This is a genomic window from Microbacterium plantarum (assembly GCF_035231185.1).
GTDB classification, from domain to species: Bacteria; Actinomycetota; Actinomycetes; order Actinomycetales; family Microbacteriaceae; genus Microbacterium; species Microbacterium plantarum.
Map to the genome: position 1 here is coordinate 1,783,678 of NZ_CP141117.1, position 15,341 is coordinate 1,799,018.

The window sequence follows — 15,341 nt, forward strand, 5'->3', positions numbered from 1 at the left end:
ATGGCTGACATGACTCCGCCGGCCGAAGGGCTCTCCGCCGACGTCGAGACCCTCAGCTTCGAACAGGCGCGCGACGAGCTCGTGCGCGTCGTGGCCGAGCTCGAACAAGGTGCGCCGACTCTCGAGCAGTCGCTCGCCCTGTGGACGCGCGGCGAGCAGCTCGCCGCACGATGCGAGGAATGGCTGCTCGGCGCCAAGCGCCGGCTCGACGAAGCGCGCGCCACGCGCGCGGACGACGCGTGATGGCCAAGGGGCCCCGCGTCGTCGCGGAGCTCGGCCGCCCCGAGACGCCCGACGAGACCGCCGCCCGCAAGGCGGCGTCGTCGCAGGTCTACCGCTCGAGCCAGAACGTGCGGAACCTGCTCGCCGCCCTCATCGTCACGGTGGCCGTCGTCGCGGTCATCGTGTTCGCCGTGCCGCGCGGCTCGGTCCCCGAACAGCCCGGCATCGACGTCGCCGCGGTCGCGACGGATGTCGGCTCCGGCATCGGTCGCCAGCTCGTGGCTCCCGAGGTGCCCGAAGCGTGGCGCGTGAACAAGGCGGAGCTCGCCGGCGACGACGTCCAGACCTGGGAGATCGTCTACGCGCCAGCCAGCGGATACGTCAACGTGCAGCAGGCGTTCGACGCCGATGCCGGCTGGGCGTCGCGGCAGGTCAGCGGCTCGCGCACGACGTCGACCGAGACCATCGACGGCGTGTCGTGGGAGGTCTTCGAGATCCCCGATCCCGCGCGCGCCGGGAACATCTCGTATGCCCTGACGACCCAGGCGGGAGTCGACACCATCCTCGTCTACGGCGGCGGGGCCATCGACGCCGAGACCGTGCGCACCGCTGCGCGCGGCCTCGCGACCCAGATCGTCGAACTGCAGGAGGAGACACCATGACGTCGACCGCGGCCGCTCCGGCATCCCCTACGCCCCAGGAAGCCTGGGACGAGATGCGCGCGGGAAACATCCGATTCGTCGAAGGCGCCCCGCGCCACCCCCGGCAGGACGTCGAGCGCCGCCACGAGATCGCCGGCTCGCAGACTCCGCGCGCCGCGCTCTTCGGCTGCTCCGACTCGCGCCTCGCGGCTGAGATCATCTTCGACGAGGGCCTCGGCGACCTCTTCGTGATCCGAAACGCCGGTCAGGTCATCTCCGACTCGGTCGTCGGCAGCCTCGAGTACGCCGTCGCCGTGCTGAACGTGCCGCTGATCGTCGTCCTCGCCCACGACGCCTGCGGCGCCGTGCGTGCCGCGATCGACAGCACAGGCATCGACGCTCCCCCGCTGCCGCCGCTCATCTGGCGTCAGATCTCCCCCATCGTGCCCGCCGTGCGCCGCGTCCTGCGGGCAGGAGCCGACGCCGGCGTCACCGCCGAGAACGTGGACGCCGAGGTCGTGGGCCGCGAGCACCTGCGCGACACGGTCGGTCAGCTGCTCCACGCGTCCGAGCTCATCAGCACCGCCGTCGCCGAGGGCCGACTGGCCATCATCGGAGCGAACTACCGCCTCGGCGAAGGCGCCGCTGAGGCTTCCATCATCCTCGGCGACGTCCACGACGACGCCGCATCCTGACGACATCCCACCGAGAGAGGAACAACGACGTGACCGACATCGAGTACCGCATCGAGCACGACACCATGGGAGAGGTCCGCGTCCCGAAGGACGCCCTCTACGCCGCGCAGACCCAGCGCGCGGTCGAGAACTTCCCGATCTCGGGCTCGGGGCTCGAGTCGAGCCAGATCGCCGCACTCGCGCGGATCAAGAAGGCCGCCGCGCTCGCCAACAAGGAGCTCGGCACGCTCGACCCCGCCATCGCCGATGCGATCGCCGGAGCAGCCGATGAGGTCGTCACCGGGCGCTACGACGCGCACTTCCCCGTCGACACGTACCAGACCGGTTCCGGCACGTCGTCGAACATGAACATGAACGAGGTGCTGGCCACCCTCGCGACCCGCGCGCTCGGCAGCACGGTGCACCCGAACGACCACGTCAACGCGTCGCAGTCGTCGAACGACGTCTTCCCGACGTCGGTGCACATCGCCGTGACCCAGGCGCTCATCGACGACCTCATCCCCTCCCTCGACCACCTCGCGGTCGCCTTCGAGACGAAGGCCGAGGAGTGGAAGGACGTCGTGAAGTCCGGTCGTACGCACCTCATGGATGCCACGCCCGTGACCCTCGGTCAGGAGTTCGGCGGCTACGCACGCCAGATGCGCCTCGGCATCGAGCGCGTCCAGGCCGTGCTGCCCCGCGTCGGCGAGGTCCCCCTCGGCGGCACCGCCGTCGGGACGGGCATCAACACGCCCCTCGGCTTCCCGCAGAAGGTCATCGAGCTGCTCGCGGCCGAGACCGAGCTTCCGATCACCGAGGCGAAGGACCACTTCGAGGCGCAGGCCAACCGAGACGGCCTCGTCGAGGCATCCGGCGCCCTGCGCACGATCGCGGTATCGCTGACGAAGATCAACAACGACATCCGCTGGATGGGCTCGGGCCCGAACACCGGTCTCGGTGAGCTCCACATCCCCGACCTCCAGCCCGGCTCGTCCATCATGCCCGGCAAGGTCAACCCGGTCGTTCCCGAAGCCGTGCTGATGGTGTCGGCCCGGGTCATCGGCAACGACGCGACGGTCGCGTGGGCCGGGGCATCCGGCTCGTTCGAGTTGAACGTCGCCATCCCGGTGATGGGCACGGCGCTGCTCGAGTCGATCCGCCTGCTCTCGAACGCCGTGCGCGTGCTCGCCGACAAGACGGTGGCCGGTCTGCAGGCCAACGTCGAACGCGCCGCCGCGTTCGCAGGCATGTCGCCGTCGATCGTCACCCCGCTGAACAAGCTCATCGGGTACGAGGCCGCCGCGAAGATCGCCAAGCACTCCGTCGCCAAGGGCATCACGGTCCGCGAGGCCGTGATCGACCTCGGATACGTCGAGCGGGGCGAGCTGACCGAGGCGCAGCTCGACGAGAAGCTCGATCTGCTCTCGATGACGCACCCTGGTTGATAATCGGAGGGTGAACCCGTCGCGGTCGGAAGCCCGGCGCGCACGCATCCTGGGGATCGTCCTCGCGATCGTGTGCGCCGGCTTCGTCGTAGCCGCGATCGGCTCGCTGCTGGTGTTCCTGCTGCTCGGAGTCGAGCTCCCCTGGGCGGCTGTTCTGGTCTTCGCCGTCGCCGGCGCCGGCACTCTTGTGACGGTATGGCTCGTCGGCTGGCCGCTCCTGGCCACCCCGCCGCGCGAGGCGGCGGCTCAGGACGCCTTCGACGCGGCGGTCGAGGCCCAACGACGTCTGCTCGACGACGTGCGTCACGAGCTCAAGACACCGATCGCCATCGTGAGGGGGCACCTCGAACTCGTCGATGCCGATGACCCGGCGGATGTCGACGCCGTCCGCGAGATCTCGATCGGCGAACTCGATCGCATGACCCGCCTCATCGGTGACATCGATCTCTTGGCCTCGGTCGAGGGCGAGCGGTTCGCCCTCGACGAGGTCGACATCGAGAGCCTGACCCAGCGCGTGGTCGACCTCGTCACCGTCATCCCCGGGCACGATTGGGCCGTCGAATCGACGCAGCGCGGGATCATCCACGGCGACGCCGACCGCCTGCTCCAGGCATGGCTGCAGCTGGCCGACAACGCCGCCAAGCACACCCCGGTGGGAACCGCGATCGAGCTCGGCAGCGGCATTTACGCGGGCGCCTTCCACCTCTGGGTGCGCGACCACGGCCCCGGCATCCCGCCCGCGGCCCGGCATCGCATCTTCCGCAGATTCGATCGCGGCGGTCGCCGGCGGTCGGTCGGCGGCTCGGGTCTCGGCCTCGCCATCGTCGATGCGATCGCCAAGGGCCACGGCGGTTCCTGCACGGTCACGGAGACCGCGGGCGGCGGCGCTACCTTCACCATCACGATCCCGCTCCGCTCGGCCCGGCGCCTCCCCGCGCCGGTGCGGGCTGACGAGGTCGTCCTCCAGCGCAAGGAGATCGGATGACCCGCATCCTGCTCGTCGACGACGAGCCCCACATCATCGGCCTCCTGGAGCGTGCGGTACGCACCGCCGACATGGAGCCGCTCGTCGCCGAGGACGGTGAGACGGCGCTCGACCTGCTCGAGGGCGAGGAGGTCGACCTCGTCATCCTCGACGTCGGGCTTCCGGGAATCGATGGGTTCGAGGTGCTGCGCCGCCTCCGCGCGTCCGGATCGGCTGTGCCCGTCATCATGCTCACCGCTCGGAGCGGAACGAACGACACCGTCGAAGGGTTGGATGCGGGGGCGAGCGACTACGTGTCCAAGCCGTTCGTCGTCGCCGAACTCCTCGCCCGGGTACGCTCGCGGCTGCGCGAGAGCGCGGGCCCGACGACCGTGATCACCCGCGACGGCGTCAGCCTCGACATGCTGACCCGACGCGCGACCGTCGACGGTCGCGACATCGACCTCTCCGCACGGGAGTTCGCGCTCGCCGAGCAGTTCCTCCGCCATGCCGGCGAGGTGCTCAGCCGCGAGACACTGCTGAGCCGCGTCTGGGAGCTCGACTTCGACCCGGGGTCGAACGTGGTCGACGTCTACGTGCGCTACCTGCGGGGCAAGGTCGGCGCCTCGCGCATCGTCACGGTACGCGGCGAGGGGTACCGCTGGGATTGAGGCCGGCCCCGGTATTTCCGAGGCCGACCTCATCCGGGATCAGCTGAGTTCGCCCGCCTCGAGCAGATCCGTCACGAGCGCCGCGATCGCCGACCGCTCCGAGCGCGTGAGCGTCACGTGGCCGAACAGGTCGTGGCCTTTGAGCGTCTCGATCACGGAGGCGATGCCGTCGTGCCGGCCGACCCGCAGGTTGTCGCGCTGGCCGACGTCGTGGGTGAGGACGACGCGGGAGTTCTGACCGATGCGGCTGAGTACCGTCAGCAGCACGTTGCGCTCGAGCGACTGGGCCTCGTCGACGATGACGAAGGCATCGTGCAACGAGCGACCGCGGATGTGCGTCAGCGGCAGCACCTCGAGCAGCCCGCGCGCGATGATCTCCTCGACCACGTTGCCCGAGACAACCGAGCCCAGAGTGTCGAAGATGGCCTGACCCCAGGGGTTCATCTTCTCCTGGGCGTCGCCGGGAAGGTACCCGAGCTCCTGACCGCCGACGGCGAAGAGCGGGCGGAAGACGATGATCTTGCGCTGCTGCTGCCGTTCGAGCACCGACTCGAGGGCAGCGCACAGCGCGAGCGCGGACTTTCCCGTGCCCGCGCGACCGCCGAGCGAGACGATGCCGACATCCGGGTCGAGCAGGAGGTCGATCGCGATCCGCTGCTCCGCCGAGCGTCCGTGCAGTCCGAACACGTCACGATCGCCCCGCACGAGGCGGAACGAGCCCGGCCCCGTCACACGCCCGAGGGCAGACCCCCGCTCGGAGTGGATGACCAGCCCGGTGTTGACCGGGACGCCGCGCACCTCGTCACTCGTGGCGACCTCGCTCTCGTAGAGATCGCTCATCTCGTCGCCGGAGAGGTCGATGTTCGCGATGCCGGTCCATCCGGAGTCCACAGCCTGCTCGGCGAGGTACTCCTCCGCGCTGATGCCCAGCGAAGCCGCCTTGACCCGCATCGGCAGGTCTTTCGAGACGACCGTGACCGGCTGCCCCTCCTGAGCGAGGTGCATCGCGACGGCGAGGATGCGCGTGTCGTTGTCACCCAGCCGCATCCCGGCGGGGAGCACCGAGGGGTCGGTGTTCGTCAGCTCCACCCGCAGAGTGCCGCCCTCGCCGACGGGAACGGGGAAGTCGAGCCGGCCGTGCTCGACCCGCAGGTCGTCGAGGTGGCGCAGCGCCTGGCGGGCGAAATAGCCGATCTCGGGATCGTGCCGCTTGCCCTCGAGCTCGGTGACGACCACGACGGGGACGACGACCGAATGCTCGGCGAAGCGGAACAATGCTCGCGGATCACTCAGCAGGACCGACGTGTCCAGCACGTAGGTGCGCAGCTCCTGGTCGAGCTCGTCACCTCCGCCGTGGATGACGTGACGCTGCTGCTCTGTTGCTCGTGCGGCCACAACCCACTCCCCGCCTCGGGTGTCTCACCCGATTCACACGAGTCGACCAGGGGTCACGAGTCGTGAGAAGGCCGACTCGAACGGGCGCCGTGCCCGTTGCGATGACAGTACGGCGGGCGACCGGCAGCCCGCCAGCGCGACACGCCCGCGAAGGTTTCGCGAACGTGAACTCTGCGTGCCGTGCTTGGCGCGTCAGCCGCCGAAGCGGCGGTCGCGCGTCGCGAAGTCGCGAATCGCGCGCAGGAAGTCCACTTCACGCAGGTCGGGTCCGAGCGCCTCGACGAAGTAGAACTCGCTGTGCGCCGATTGCCAGAGCAGGAAGTCGCTGAGGCGCTGCTCGCCGGAGGTGCGGATGACGAGATCGGGGTCGGCCTGGCCACCGGTGTAGAGGTGCTCGCCGATCTGCTCGGGCGTCAGACTCTCCGCGAGCTCCTCCATAGATCCGCCGCGCTCGTGGTGGCTCGTGATGATGCTCCGCACCGCATCCACGATCTCGCCCCGCCCGCCGTAACCCACGGCGAGGTTGACGTGCAGACCGGTGTTCTCGCGCGTGCGGTCCTCCGCCTTGGCGAGCACGCGGGCGAGATCCTCGGGCAGCTGGCCCGCGCGGCCCACGTGCTGCACGCGCCACCCCGGCTCGCTCGAGAGCGTCTCGGCCAGCTCGGCGATGATCTCGAGCAGGTCGGCGAGTTCGCGCGAGTCGCGCTTGGCGAGGTTGTCGTGCGAGAGCAGATAGAGCGAGACGACGCGGATGCCGAGCTCGTCGCACCAGCGCAGGAACTCGTGCATCTTCGCGGCTCCGGCGCGGTGGCCCTCGGCGGGCGTGGGGTAACCCGCCTGGCGCGCCCACCGACGGTTGCCGTCGATCATCATCGCGACGTGATGCGGAACGGTCTCCGGCGTCAGGTGCCGGCGCAGCCGGGACGCATACAGGCGATAGAGGGGTCCTCGTCCGCGGTTCGCAGCCACTCCCCCACGTTACTCCTCGCCCTCATGTGAACGCTGGCATATGCCAGAGCGTACGCTCGTGTTGTGACCCGACCCGCACCCGATGAGGGCGTCGAGATGCCCCAGCTTCCCCTATTGGACGCCGCTGCCGTCAGCGCTCAGGTCGAGCTGCGCCCGTCGTGGCGGGGCTGGATCCACGCGGCGACCTTCCCCGTCGCGATCGCCGCAGGCATCGTTCTGATCGTGCTCGCACAGGGCGCGCCGGCCAAGTGGGCGAGCGCCGTGTTCATGACCACCTCGCTGCTGCTGTTCGGCAACTCCGCGCTCTACCACCGGTTCGACTGGAAGCCGCGCACCAAGGCGATCCTCAAGCGGATCGACCACGCGAACATCCTTCTCCTGATCGCCGGAACGTACACGCCGCTGGCGGTGCTGGCCCTTCCCACCGAGCAGACGGTGCTGCTGCTGTCGCTGGTGTGGGGCGGAGCGATCGCGGGCATCTTCTTCCGCGTGTTCTGGATACACGCACCGCGCTGGCTCTATGTCGCGCTCTATCTCGCGCTGGGCTGGGCCGCGGTGATGTACATCGTTCCGCTGTTCCAGGCCAACGCCGCCATGATGATCCTGGTGATCATCGGCGGCCTGCTCTACAGCGGCGGCGCGGTGGTCTACGCGCTGAAGAAGCCGAACCCGTGGCCGGGCCACTTCGGCTTCCACGAGATCTTCCACGTCTGCACGGTCCTGGCATTCCTCTGCCACTGGACGGCGTGCCTCCTCATCGCGCTCGAGCCCGCGTATCACGCGGGCTGAGGTCGCGGAGGGACGAGGCCGACGGCCCCCTAGGTCAGCGCGTGTCGGCGTCCCGTTCGCCGCGAGCGGCGGCATCCTCTTCGTCGAGCTGCTCGCGCACCTCGGCACGGTATCGGCCCCGACGTACCCGTCGCAGCATGTCGAGCAGGAGGAGCACGACGGCGATCGTCAGGATCACGATCGCTCCGAAGCCCCACGGGCCGGGCGTGACCGACGTGGGGTCGACCGTGATCTCGGGGAGCGGTGTCGCCGCCGACGTGAGCCACAGGAGGGAGTTCATGGTTCCTCGATCTGCGCGAGAAGCGCTTAGCCTGGAACCACCAGCCTAATCCCGTCAGAACCACCCCGGAGACCGTCATCATGACCACGCAGCTCAAGCTCGACCAGCGCTACGGTCGGACGCGTGAGAAGCGGTCCCGGCGGATTCTGATCGGTGCCGCTGCGGTGGTGGGGGCAAGCGTTCTCGGACTCGTCGCCTGGACGACCGTGACCGGCGCCATCGACTCCGTCGACACCGACGCGACCGGATTCCAGGTGATCGACGAGCACTCGGTGGTCGTCTCGTTCCAGGTCAGCGGCGCGCGAGACAAGCCGCTCGCGTGCGCCCTCGAGGCCCAGGACACCGAGCACGGCGTCGTCGGGTGGCGGGTCGTCGAGTATCCGGCCGCTGACGGTGTCTCACGAGCGTTCACCGAGACCATCCCGACCGTGGCGCTGGCGACCAATGGTTTGGTGACCTCTTGCTGGATCCCGTAGTCTAGGCATTTCTTGTGCGCCCCGGTCGGATGCCGGGGCGTTCGCCATAGGCGGCTGTGCGCCGCGCCAGTCCAAGGAGATCACATGTCGAACGACGCTCCCGTCACCTTCCTCACGCAGGACGCCTACGACCGTCTCGTCGCGGAGCTCGAACACCTCTCGACGACGGGCCGCGAGGAGATCGCCAAGCGCATCGAGGCCGCGCGCGAGGAGGGCGACCTGAAGGAGAACGGCGGCTACCATGCCGCGAAGGACGAGCAGGGCAAGCAGGAGGCGCGCATCCGCACGCTGCAGCAGCTGCTCAAGGACGCGACCGTCGGAGAGGCTCCCGAATCCGACGGCACCGTGCTCTCGGGCACCGTCGTCACCGCGCTCGTCGCCGGCGGCGAGGAGGTCTTCCTCCTCGGCAGCCGCGAGATCGCGGCCGGCTCAGAGCTCGATGTCTACAGCGAGGCGTCACCGCTCGGCGAGGCCATCCTCGGCCTCAAGGAGGGCGACAAGACCTCGTACACCGCGCCGAACGGGCGCGACATCTCCGTCGAGATCGTCAAGGTCGAGACCTACTCGGGCCAGTGACCCGCGAGCTTCGCGCCGGCGTCCGTCAATCGGCGACGACCGTCGGCGCGAAGCCGGCATCCTCGAGGATCGCGATGACCTGAGCGCGGTGCTCCTCACCCCGCGTCTCGACGCTCAGCTGGAGGATCACCTCGCTGATCTGCAGCCCCTGCCCGTGGCGGGTGTGCAGCACCTCGATGACGTTCGCGCCCGCGACCGACAGGAGCTCCGAGACGCGAGCCAGCTGGCCGGGCCGATCGGGAAGCGGGATCTGCAGCGTCATGTACCGACCGGATGCCGCGAGGCCGTGGGCGACGACGCGCTGCAGCAGCAGAGGGTCGATGTTGCCGCCCGAGAGCACCGCGACCGTTGGGCCCGACGCCGTCACCTTGCCCGCGAGGATGGCTGCGACACCCACTGCGCCGGCGGGCTCGACGACCTGCTTCGCGCGCTCGAGCAGCACCAGAAGCGCACGGGCGATGTCGTCGTCCGAGACCGTGACGACCTCGTCGACGAGCTCGCGGATGACCGCGAACGTCTCGTCGCCGGGGCGGGCGACCGCGATGCCGTCGGCGATCGTCGGGGTCGTCTCGACCGCGAGCGGCATCCCTGCAGCCAGCGACGATGGATACGCAGCCGCGTTCTCCGCCTGCACCCCGATCACGCGCACGCGGCGCCCCTCGGCGGCAGCGCGGCCCTTCACTGCGGCGGCGACGCCGGCGATGAGACCGCCTCCCCCGATCGGGATCAGGAGTGTTTCGATGTCGGGCACCTGGTCGACGAGCTCGAGTCCGAGAGTCCCCTGGCCCGTGATGACGTCGGGGTGGTCGAACGGATGGATCAGCACGGCACCGGTGCGCTCGGCGAATTCGGCGGCCAGGCGCAGGGGCGTCTCGACCGTCGCGCCCTCGAGCACGACATCGGCGCCGTAACCGCGGGTGGCGAGGAGCTTGGGGACGGGGACGCCGAGCGGCATGAAGATCGTCGCCCGGATACCGAGCTTCTGCGCTGCGAGCGCGACGCCCTGGGCGTGGTTGCCGGCCGACGCCGCGACGACGCCGCGCGCGCGTTCTTCCTCGGTGAGGCGGGAGAGGCGGTAGGTCGCTCCGCGGATCTTGAACGAGCCGGTGCGCTGCAGGTTTTCGAGCTTCAGGTGCACGGGCACGCCCAGGAGATCCGAGAGGTGCTCGGAGTACTCCATCGGCGTGCGGGTGACGACGCCGTCGAGCACGGCCGCTGCGGCGTCGAGGTCGGCCGGAGTGGGTCCGGTCATGCGTTCTTCCTCCGGTCTCGGGGCACGGTGCTCCAGATCATCTCATCGGGCCGCGGGGCGACCCCGGTCTCCCACGAACGTCGCGACACGTAGAGCACGACGACGTTGATGAATGCGGCCAGCGGAACCGCGAACAGGGCCCCGGGAATGCCGGCGATCATCGCACCGCCGGCGACGACGATGACGACGGCGAGCGGGTGGACCTTCACCGCCGAGCCCATGAGGAGCGGCTGCAGGATGTGCCCCTCGAGCTGCTGCACGCCGAGCACGATGACGAGCATCCACAGCGCGATCCAGGGGCCGTTGTAGACGAGCGCGAGGAAGACGGCGAGGGCCCCCGTGACCACGGCCCCCACGAAGGGGATGAAGGCACCGAGGAACACGAGCACAGCGATCGGGGCCGCGAGCGGCACGCCGAGGAAGAGGGCGCCCAGACCGATACCGGTTGCGTCGATCGTCGCGACGAGCAGCTGGGTGCGCGCGTAGGTCACGACGGTGCGCCACCCCGTCCGGCCGGCGCCGTCGACCGCCGGACGAGCCTGACGGGGAAAGAGCCGGACGACCCAACGCCAGATGCGCCCGCCGTCGGCGAGGATGCACAGCAGGATGAAGAGCACGAGCAGCGCTCCGGTCGCGACGTGCCCCACGGTGGAGCCGATGGCGAGGGCGCCCGACCACAGGAGTGACGCCTGCTGTTCGAGGAAGCCCCAGCCCTGCTGGAGCAGACCGTCGATCTCCGTCGAAGTGAGATGGAGCGGACCGTCGATGAGGTACTGACGAAGTTGGCCGACGGCTTCGACCGTTCTCGCCTGAACCGAAGACCACTGCCGGCTGATCTGCCAGATCGCGAGCCAGAGGAGGCCCGAGATGACGGCGATGGTCGCGAGCACGCTCACCACGATCGCCGCCCAGCGCGGCACACGGTGCTCCAGCATCCAGAGCAGACCCGGCCAGAGCAGCGCCGCGATCAGGATCGCGATGAGCAGCGGGATGACGAGCAGCTTGAGCTGGATGATGATCCAGATGGCCACGCCCGCGGCGGCAGCGACCACGAGCAGCCGCCAGGAGTACGCCGTGGCCAAACGCAGGCCCCGGGGAATTCCCGTCGACGTCTCGGTGGCAACGGTTCGGGTGCGCAGGGCGTCGAAGAAGGACCGCCCGACCTTGTCGTCGCTCATCCGGCCAGTCTAAGACTGCGCCGCGGGCGCGTCCGACCGTCGGGGGCGGTCTCAGAGCGTCCGCTCAGAACTGCACGCGCGGCGGCTCCGCGATCGCCGCGCCGTTCTGAACCTCGAAGAACTCTCGTTCGGAGAACCCGAGGCTGCGCGCGAAGAGGTTGTTGGGGAACACCTTGATCTTCGTGTTCATTTCTCGCACGCCGCCGTTGTAGAAGCGACGCGACGCCTGGATCTTGTCCTCGGTGTCGACGATCGCCTGCTGCAGCTGCAGGAAGTTCTGGCTCGCCTGGAGCTGTGGATACGCCTCGGCGACCGCGAACAGCGACTTCAACGCCTGCTGGACGTGCCCCTCGGCTACTCCCGCCTCGGCCGGCCCGTTCGCAGAAAGGATCTCGGCACGAGCACGGGTGACGTTCTCGAAGACCGCCTTCTCGTGTGCGGCATAGCCGCGCACCGTGTCGATGAGGTTCGGGAGAAGGTCCGCGCGCCGCTTCAGTTGCACGGTGATGTCGCTCCAGGCCTCGTCGACGCGGACGTTCAACGCCACGAGCGAGTTGTAGGTCGCCCACAGGTAGATGCCGATCACGGCAAGCAGTGCGACGATGACGATGACCGGGATCAGCCACTCCATTGCATGTCCCCCTTCTCCGCGACCAGTCTAACCAGGGCGTATCCGGCCGAACCGGCCACGCACGCGAACTCGCAGGTCTTACCCACCCGGGGCGAGCCGGGACAGGAGCACGGCGAGTTGAGACCGTTCGCTCTCGGTGAGCGGCGCGAGCACCGCACGCTCGCTCTCCAGATGGTCCGGGAGGACGCGGTCGACCACCCGGAGCCCCTTCGGGGTCAGGCGCACGATCTTCCCCCGTCCGTCCGCGGGGTCAGGATGGCGGCTGACGTAGCCCAGGCCCTCGAGCCGGTTCAGCCGCTGGGCGACGGCGCTCGAGGTGATCATGGCATCCGCCGCGAGCTCAGCGGGCGTCAGCTCATAGGGCTTCCCCTGCCGGGTGAGCGTCGCAAGCACATCGAAGGTCGCCGCGTCGATACCGTGACGCACGAACGTGGCCGCGAGGCGCGCATCGACGGCGGCCGCCGCCCGCCCGAGCCGCCCGATGACCGCCATCGGGGTCACGTCGAGGCCGGGCCTCTCACGCGCCCACTGTTCCAGAATCCGGTCGACGCGGTCCATGTCCTCGATCCTACTGGCTAAGCACTGAGCTATAGTCACTAAGTGCTTAGCAATCGGACCGCATTCGTTCCCCTGACCGCCATCGCGCCCCTGGTCTGGGGAACCACGTACCTGACCACGACGACGTTCCTTCCGCCGGGGCATCCGCTGCTCATCGCGACCGTGCGCGCGCTGCCGGCCGGGCTGATCCTGCTTCTCGTGGCCCGACGTCTGCCCACCGGGTCGTGGTGGTGGCGCGCCTGGATCCTCGGCGCCCTCAACTTCACGGTCTTCTTCGGGTGCCTCTTCGTCGCCGCCGACCGGCTACCCGGCGGCGTGGCAGCCGTCGTCGGCGGGATCCAGCCGCTCATCGTCGCAATGCTCGGCTGGTGGATCCTCTCCGAGCGGCTGACCGTGCTGACGTCGATCGCCGGAGTCGCCGGTGTCATCGGCGTCGGGATGATCGTCGCGCCCGGAGGCGCCGACCTCGACCCGATCGGTATCGCCGCGGCGCTCGGCGGCGCAGTCTCGATGGCCGTCGGCACAGTCCTGACGAAGCGCTGGGGCGCGGGGCAGCCGCCGCTCACGATCACAGCGTGGCAGCTCGTCACGGGCGGGATCCTGCTCGCGGTGCTCACGGCGTTCCTCGAGCCGCTGCCGGACGCGCTTCCCACCGCGCCCGAACTCGGGGCCTACGCGTACCTCACGCTCATCGGCACGGCGCTCGCCTACCTGCTGTGGTTCCGCGGCGTGCGGGCGCTGCCGACGCGCCTTCCGGCGTTCCTGGGGCTGTTGAGCCCCGTCGTGGCGGTCCTGCTCGGGCTGCTCGTCGCCGGCGAGACGCTGAGCGCCCTCCAAACCGCCGGCCTCGTCACGGTGCTCGCTTCGGTGACCGCCGCCGTCGCACAGCGGGGCCCGAAGATCCCCGACGTACCCCCGGTGGGACTCGAACCCACACTGAAGCGATTTTAAGTCGCCTGCCTCTGCCATTGGGCTACGGGGGCCCGGTCCCACGTTACCGGCCCCCGGGTGGCCGCTCGGGCCCAGGGGTGACCCTTCACCTGGCAGCACACGCCCACTCGCACCCCACGAAGCGGCGCAACCTGCCAACTGAGCGCACTGCGCAGAAACGACGAGGCCCCCGTCACCGTGCGGTGCGGGGGCCTCGTCGTGACGGGCGAAATCAGTTCGCGTCGACCTTGTTGTCCTTCTCGGCGGGAGCGACCGCTGCGGCGCCCTCGTCTTTCGCGACGCTCTTCGGGTCGATCGGCGGCTGCGGGTTCTCCGCGGCCGGCTGAGCGGGACGCGGACGCGCGGCGAACTCCTCGAACGCGGCGCGCGGGGTGAGCGTGCCCTGGAGCGCGACGTTGTCGCGGCCGAGCCAGAAGTTCATCCACCAGTCGCCGACGACGCGCCACTTGCGCTCCCAAGACGGCATCGCGAGGCCGTGGTAGCCGCGGTGCGCGACCCAGGCGAAGAAGCCCTTGATCGCGATCTTGCCGGACTGGAAGACACCGTTGCCGAGGCCGAGACCGGCGACTGCGCCGAGGTTCTTGTGGAAGTACTCGCGAGGCGTCTCACCGCGGAGAACCGCGACGAGGTTCTTCGCGAGCAGCTTGGCCTGGCGTACGGCGTGCTGCGCGTTGGGCACGCAGTACCCGCCCACGCCGCCGCCGGTGAGGTCGGGAACGGCCGAGATGTCACCGGCAGCCCAGGCGCCCTCGACGATCTCCTCGGGCGTCCCGACGCGCAGGTCAGCGCGCGTACGGATGCGACCGCGCTCCTCGACGGGCAGGTCGCTGCCGCGGACGACCGTCGGGTTCGCCATGACGCCGGCGGTCCAGATGATGACGTCGGTGGGAATGACCTCACCCGTCGACAGCGCGACGTTGCCGCCCTCGGCGCCCTGCACCTGCGTGTCGAGGTGCACGTTGGCACCCTTCTTCGCGAGGTCCTTGAGGACCCACTGGCTGGTCTCGAGGGAGACCTCGGGCATGATGCGGCCCATCGCCTCGATGAGGTGGAAGTGCGTGTCCTCGAAACGGAGCTGGGGGTAGCTCTTGAGGAGCGACGACGCCATCGCGCGCAGCTCGGCGAACACCTCGATGCCCGCGAAGCCGCCGCCGACCACGACGACGGTCAGCAGGCGGTCGCGCTCGGGACCGGCCGGCAGGTTCGCCGCGCGGTCGAAGTTCGTGAGGATGCGGTCGCGGATGGCCATGGCCTCTTCGACCGTCTTCAGGCCGATCGCGTTGTCCGCAATGCCCGGGATCGGGAACGTGCGCGAGACAGCACCCGCGGTCACGACGATCTGGTCGTAACGGTGCTCCCACGGCTCGCCCTGAGCGGGGGTGATCGTGGCGACCTTGTTCGCGTGGTCGATCTTGGTGACCTTCGCGTTGACGACGTTCGTGCGCTTGAGATGACGACGGAGGCCGACGACGACGTGGCGGCCTTCGATCTCACCGGCCGCGACCTCGGGGAGGAACGGCTGGTAGGTCATGTACGGCAGCGGGTCGACGATGGTGACCTCGGCCTCACCCTTGCGGAGGTGCTTCTCGAGCTTCCACGCAGTGTAGAAGCCGGCGTAGCCGCCACCGACGACGAGGATCTGGGGCACAGATGTGGACACGTTCGGAAG

General features: G+C 69.4%; 18 protein-coding genes and 1 tRNA gene. 10 read left to right on the plus strand and 9 right to left on the minus strand.

The window, feature by feature from the left end; genetic code table 11:
* Positions 1–9: 9 nt before the first annotated feature.
* From VC184_RS08570 to VC184_RS08595, 6 genes are read left to right on the plus strand one after another with little or no spacing between them, the layout of a single operon-like run.
* Positions 10–243 carry an exodeoxyribonuclease VII small subunit gene (locus VC184_RS08570; RefSeq protein ID WP_023950420.1) on the plus strand — a complete coding sequence of 78 codons (234 nt, stop codon included), beginning with the start codon at positions 10–12 and terminating at the stop codon, positions 241–243.
* A complete protein-coding gene (locus VC184_RS08575) occupies positions 243–884 on the plus strand; it encodes a DUF4245 family protein (RefSeq protein WP_274177984.1) in 642 nt (213 codons plus the stop codon). The genes VC184_RS08570 and VC184_RS08575 overlap by 1 nt, the downstream gene beginning before the upstream one ends.
* Entirely contained in the window at positions 881–1,558 is a 678-nt protein-coding gene (locus VC184_RS08580) for a carbonic anhydrase (RefSeq protein ID WP_274177985.1), read from the plus strand. Before VC184_RS08575 ends, VC184_RS08580 begins: the two co-directional genes overlap by 4 nt.
* Before the next feature lie 29 nt (positions 1,559–1,587).
* Positions 1,588–2,982 carry a class II fumarate hydratase gene (locus VC184_RS08585; protein WP_274177986.1) on the plus strand — a complete coding sequence of 465 codons (1,395 nt, stop codon included), beginning with the start codon at positions 1,588–1,590 and terminating at the stop codon, positions 2,980–2,982.
* 10 nt (positions 2,983–2,992) lie between these two features.
* A complete protein-coding gene (locus tag VC184_RS08590; RefSeq protein WP_181574278.1) occupies positions 2,993–3,967 on the plus strand; it encodes a sensor histidine kinase in 975 nt (324 codons plus the stop codon).
* Entirely contained in the window at positions 3,964–4,617 is a 654-nt protein-coding gene (locus VC184_RS08595) for a response regulator transcription factor (RefSeq protein WP_112618025.1), read from the plus strand. Before VC184_RS08590 ends, VC184_RS08595 begins: the two co-directional genes overlap by 4 nt.
* A gap of 39 nt (positions 4,618–4,656) precedes the next feature.
* Here the strand turns inward: VC184_RS08595 and VC184_RS08600 are convergent, their stop codons facing one another.
* Together VC184_RS08600 and VC184_RS08605 are read right to left on the minus strand one after the other, a co-directional pair.
* Entirely contained in the window at positions 4,657–6,012 is a 1,356-nt protein-coding gene (locus VC184_RS08600; protein WP_407667094.1) for a PhoH family protein, read from the minus strand.
* Between the two features lie 192 nt (positions 6,013–6,204).
* Positions 6,205–6,981: an isoprenyl transferase gene (locus tag VC184_RS08605; protein ID WP_112618024.1), complete on the minus strand. Its 777-nt coding sequence runs from the start codon at positions 6,979–6,981 to the stop codon at positions 6,205–6,207.
* Between the two features lie 96 nt (positions 6,982–7,077).
* Here VC184_RS08605 and trhA point away from each other — a divergent pair, with 96 nt between their 5' ends.
* Complete coding sequence (gene trhA, locus VC184_RS08610) at positions 7,078–7,770, plus strand: PAQR family membrane homeostasis protein TrhA (RefSeq protein WP_274178043.1); 693 nt, start codon at positions 7,078–7,080, stop codon at positions 7,768–7,770.
* A 34-nt stretch (positions 7,771–7,804) separates the two neighbouring features.
* Here trhA and VC184_RS08615 read toward each other — a convergent pair whose 3' ends face one another.
* A complete protein-coding gene (locus tag VC184_RS08615; protein ID WP_112618023.1) occupies positions 7,805–8,050 on the minus strand; it encodes a hypothetical protein in 246 nt (81 codons plus the stop codon).
* A gap of 80 nt (positions 8,051–8,130) precedes the next feature.
* Here VC184_RS08615 and VC184_RS08620 point away from each other — a divergent pair, with 80 nt between their 5' ends.
* Together VC184_RS08620 and greA are read left to right on the plus strand one after the other, a co-directional pair.
* A complete protein-coding gene (locus VC184_RS08620; protein ID WP_112618022.1) occupies positions 8,131–8,526 on the plus strand; it encodes a DUF4307 domain-containing protein in 396 nt (131 codons plus the stop codon).
* 84 nt (positions 8,527–8,610) lie between these two features.
* Positions 8,611–9,102, plus strand: a complete 492-nt coding sequence (gene greA / locus VC184_RS08625; protein ID WP_112618021.1) for a transcription elongation factor GreA — start codon at positions 8,611–8,613, stop codon at positions 9,100–9,102.
* Between the two features lie 25 nt (positions 9,103–9,127).
* Here the strand turns inward: greA and ilvA are convergent, their stop codons facing one another.
* The 4 genes from ilvA to VC184_RS08645 form a co-directional block, all read right to left on the minus strand.
* Positions 9,128–10,354, minus strand: coding sequence for a threonine ammonia-lyase (ilvA, locus tag VC184_RS08630; RefSeq protein WP_282501035.1), 1,227 nt, complete (start codon positions 10,352–10,354; stop codon positions 9,128–9,130).
* A complete protein-coding gene (locus tag VC184_RS08635; protein WP_323985780.1) occupies positions 10,351–11,532 on the minus strand; it encodes an AI-2E family transporter in 1,182 nt (393 codons plus the stop codon). The genes ilvA and VC184_RS08635 overlap by 4 nt, the downstream gene beginning before the upstream one ends.
* A 64-nt stretch (positions 11,533–11,596) precedes the next feature.
* A complete protein-coding gene (locus tag VC184_RS08640) occupies positions 11,597–12,163 on the minus strand; it encodes a LemA family protein (RefSeq protein WP_282501036.1) in 567 nt (188 codons plus the stop codon).
* A gap of 78 nt (positions 12,164–12,241) precedes the next feature.
* Positions 12,242–12,721, minus strand: a complete 480-nt coding sequence (locus VC184_RS08645) for a MarR family winged helix-turn-helix transcriptional regulator (RefSeq protein WP_274177990.1) — start codon at positions 12,719–12,721, stop codon at positions 12,242–12,244.
* Positions 12,722–12,763: 42 nt separating this feature from the next.
* Between VC184_RS08645 and VC184_RS08650 the strand changes: the two genes are divergently transcribed.
* Positions 12,764–13,672, plus strand: coding sequence for an EamA family transporter (locus VC184_RS08650; RefSeq protein WP_274178044.1), 909 nt, complete (start codon positions 12,764–12,766; stop codon positions 13,670–13,672).
* Here VC184_RS08650 and VC184_RS08655 read toward each other — a convergent pair.
* Positions 13,632–13,704: transfer RNA gene (locus tag VC184_RS08655), tRNA-Leu, on the minus strand. The two genes, VC184_RS08650 and VC184_RS08655, sit on opposite strands and share 41 nt — an antisense overlap.
* A gap of 179 nt (positions 13,705–13,883) precedes the next feature.
* Positions 13,884–15,320 carry an NAD(P)/FAD-dependent oxidoreductase gene (locus VC184_RS08660; protein ID WP_112618016.1) on the minus strand — a complete coding sequence of 479 codons (1,437 nt, stop codon included), beginning with the start codon at positions 15,318–15,320 and terminating at the stop codon, positions 13,884–13,886.
* Positions 15,321–15,341 lie beyond the last annotated feature (21 nt).

Bases quoted from the DNA above. Each gene is read 5' to 3' on its own strand.
- VC184_RS08595 (WP_112618025.1), top strand. From the start codon at position 3,964: ATGACCCGCATCCTGCTCGTCGACGACGAGCCCCACATCATCGGCCTC.
- VC184_RS08575 (WP_274177984.1), top strand. From the start codon at position 243: ATGGCCAAGGGGCCCCGCGTCGTCGCGGAGCTCGGCCGCCCCGAGACG.
- VC184_RS08645 (WP_274177990.1), bottom strand. From the start codon at position 12,721: ATGGACCGCGTCGACCGGATTCTGGAACAGTGGGCGCGTGAGAGGCCC.
- VC184_RS08580 (WP_274177985.1), top strand. From the start codon at position 881: ATGACGTCGACCGCGGCCGCTCCGGCATCCCCTACGCCCCAGGAAGCC.
- VC184_RS08570 (WP_023950420.1), top strand. From the start codon at position 10: ATGACTCCGCCGGCCGAAGGGCTCTCCGCCGACGTCGAGACCCTCAGC.
- VC184_RS08635 (WP_323985780.1), bottom strand. From the start codon at position 11,532: ATGAGCGACGACAAGGTCGGGCGGTCCTTCTTCGACGCCCTGCGCACC.
- greA (WP_112618021.1), top strand. From the start codon at position 8,611: ATGTCGAACGACGCTCCCGTCACCTTCCTCACGCAGGACGCCTACGAC.
- VC184_RS08615 (WP_112618023.1), bottom strand. From the start codon at position 8,050: ATGAACTCCCTCCTGTGGCTCACGTCGGCGGCGACACCGCTCCCCGAG.
- VC184_RS08640 (WP_282501036.1), bottom strand. From the start codon at position 12,163: ATGGAGTGGCTGATCCCGGTCATCGTCATCGTCGCACTGCTTGCCGTG.
- trhA (WP_274178043.1), top strand. From the start codon at position 7,078: ATGCCCCAGCTTCCCCTATTGGACGCCGCTGCCGTCAGCGCTCAGGTC.
- VC184_RS08620 (WP_112618022.1), top strand. From the start codon at position 8,131: ATGACCACGCAGCTCAAGCTCGACCAGCGCTACGGTCGGACGCGTGAG.
- ilvA (WP_282501035.1), bottom strand. From the start codon at position 10,354: ATGACCGGACCCACTCCGGCCGACCTCGACGCCGCAGCGGCCGTGCTC.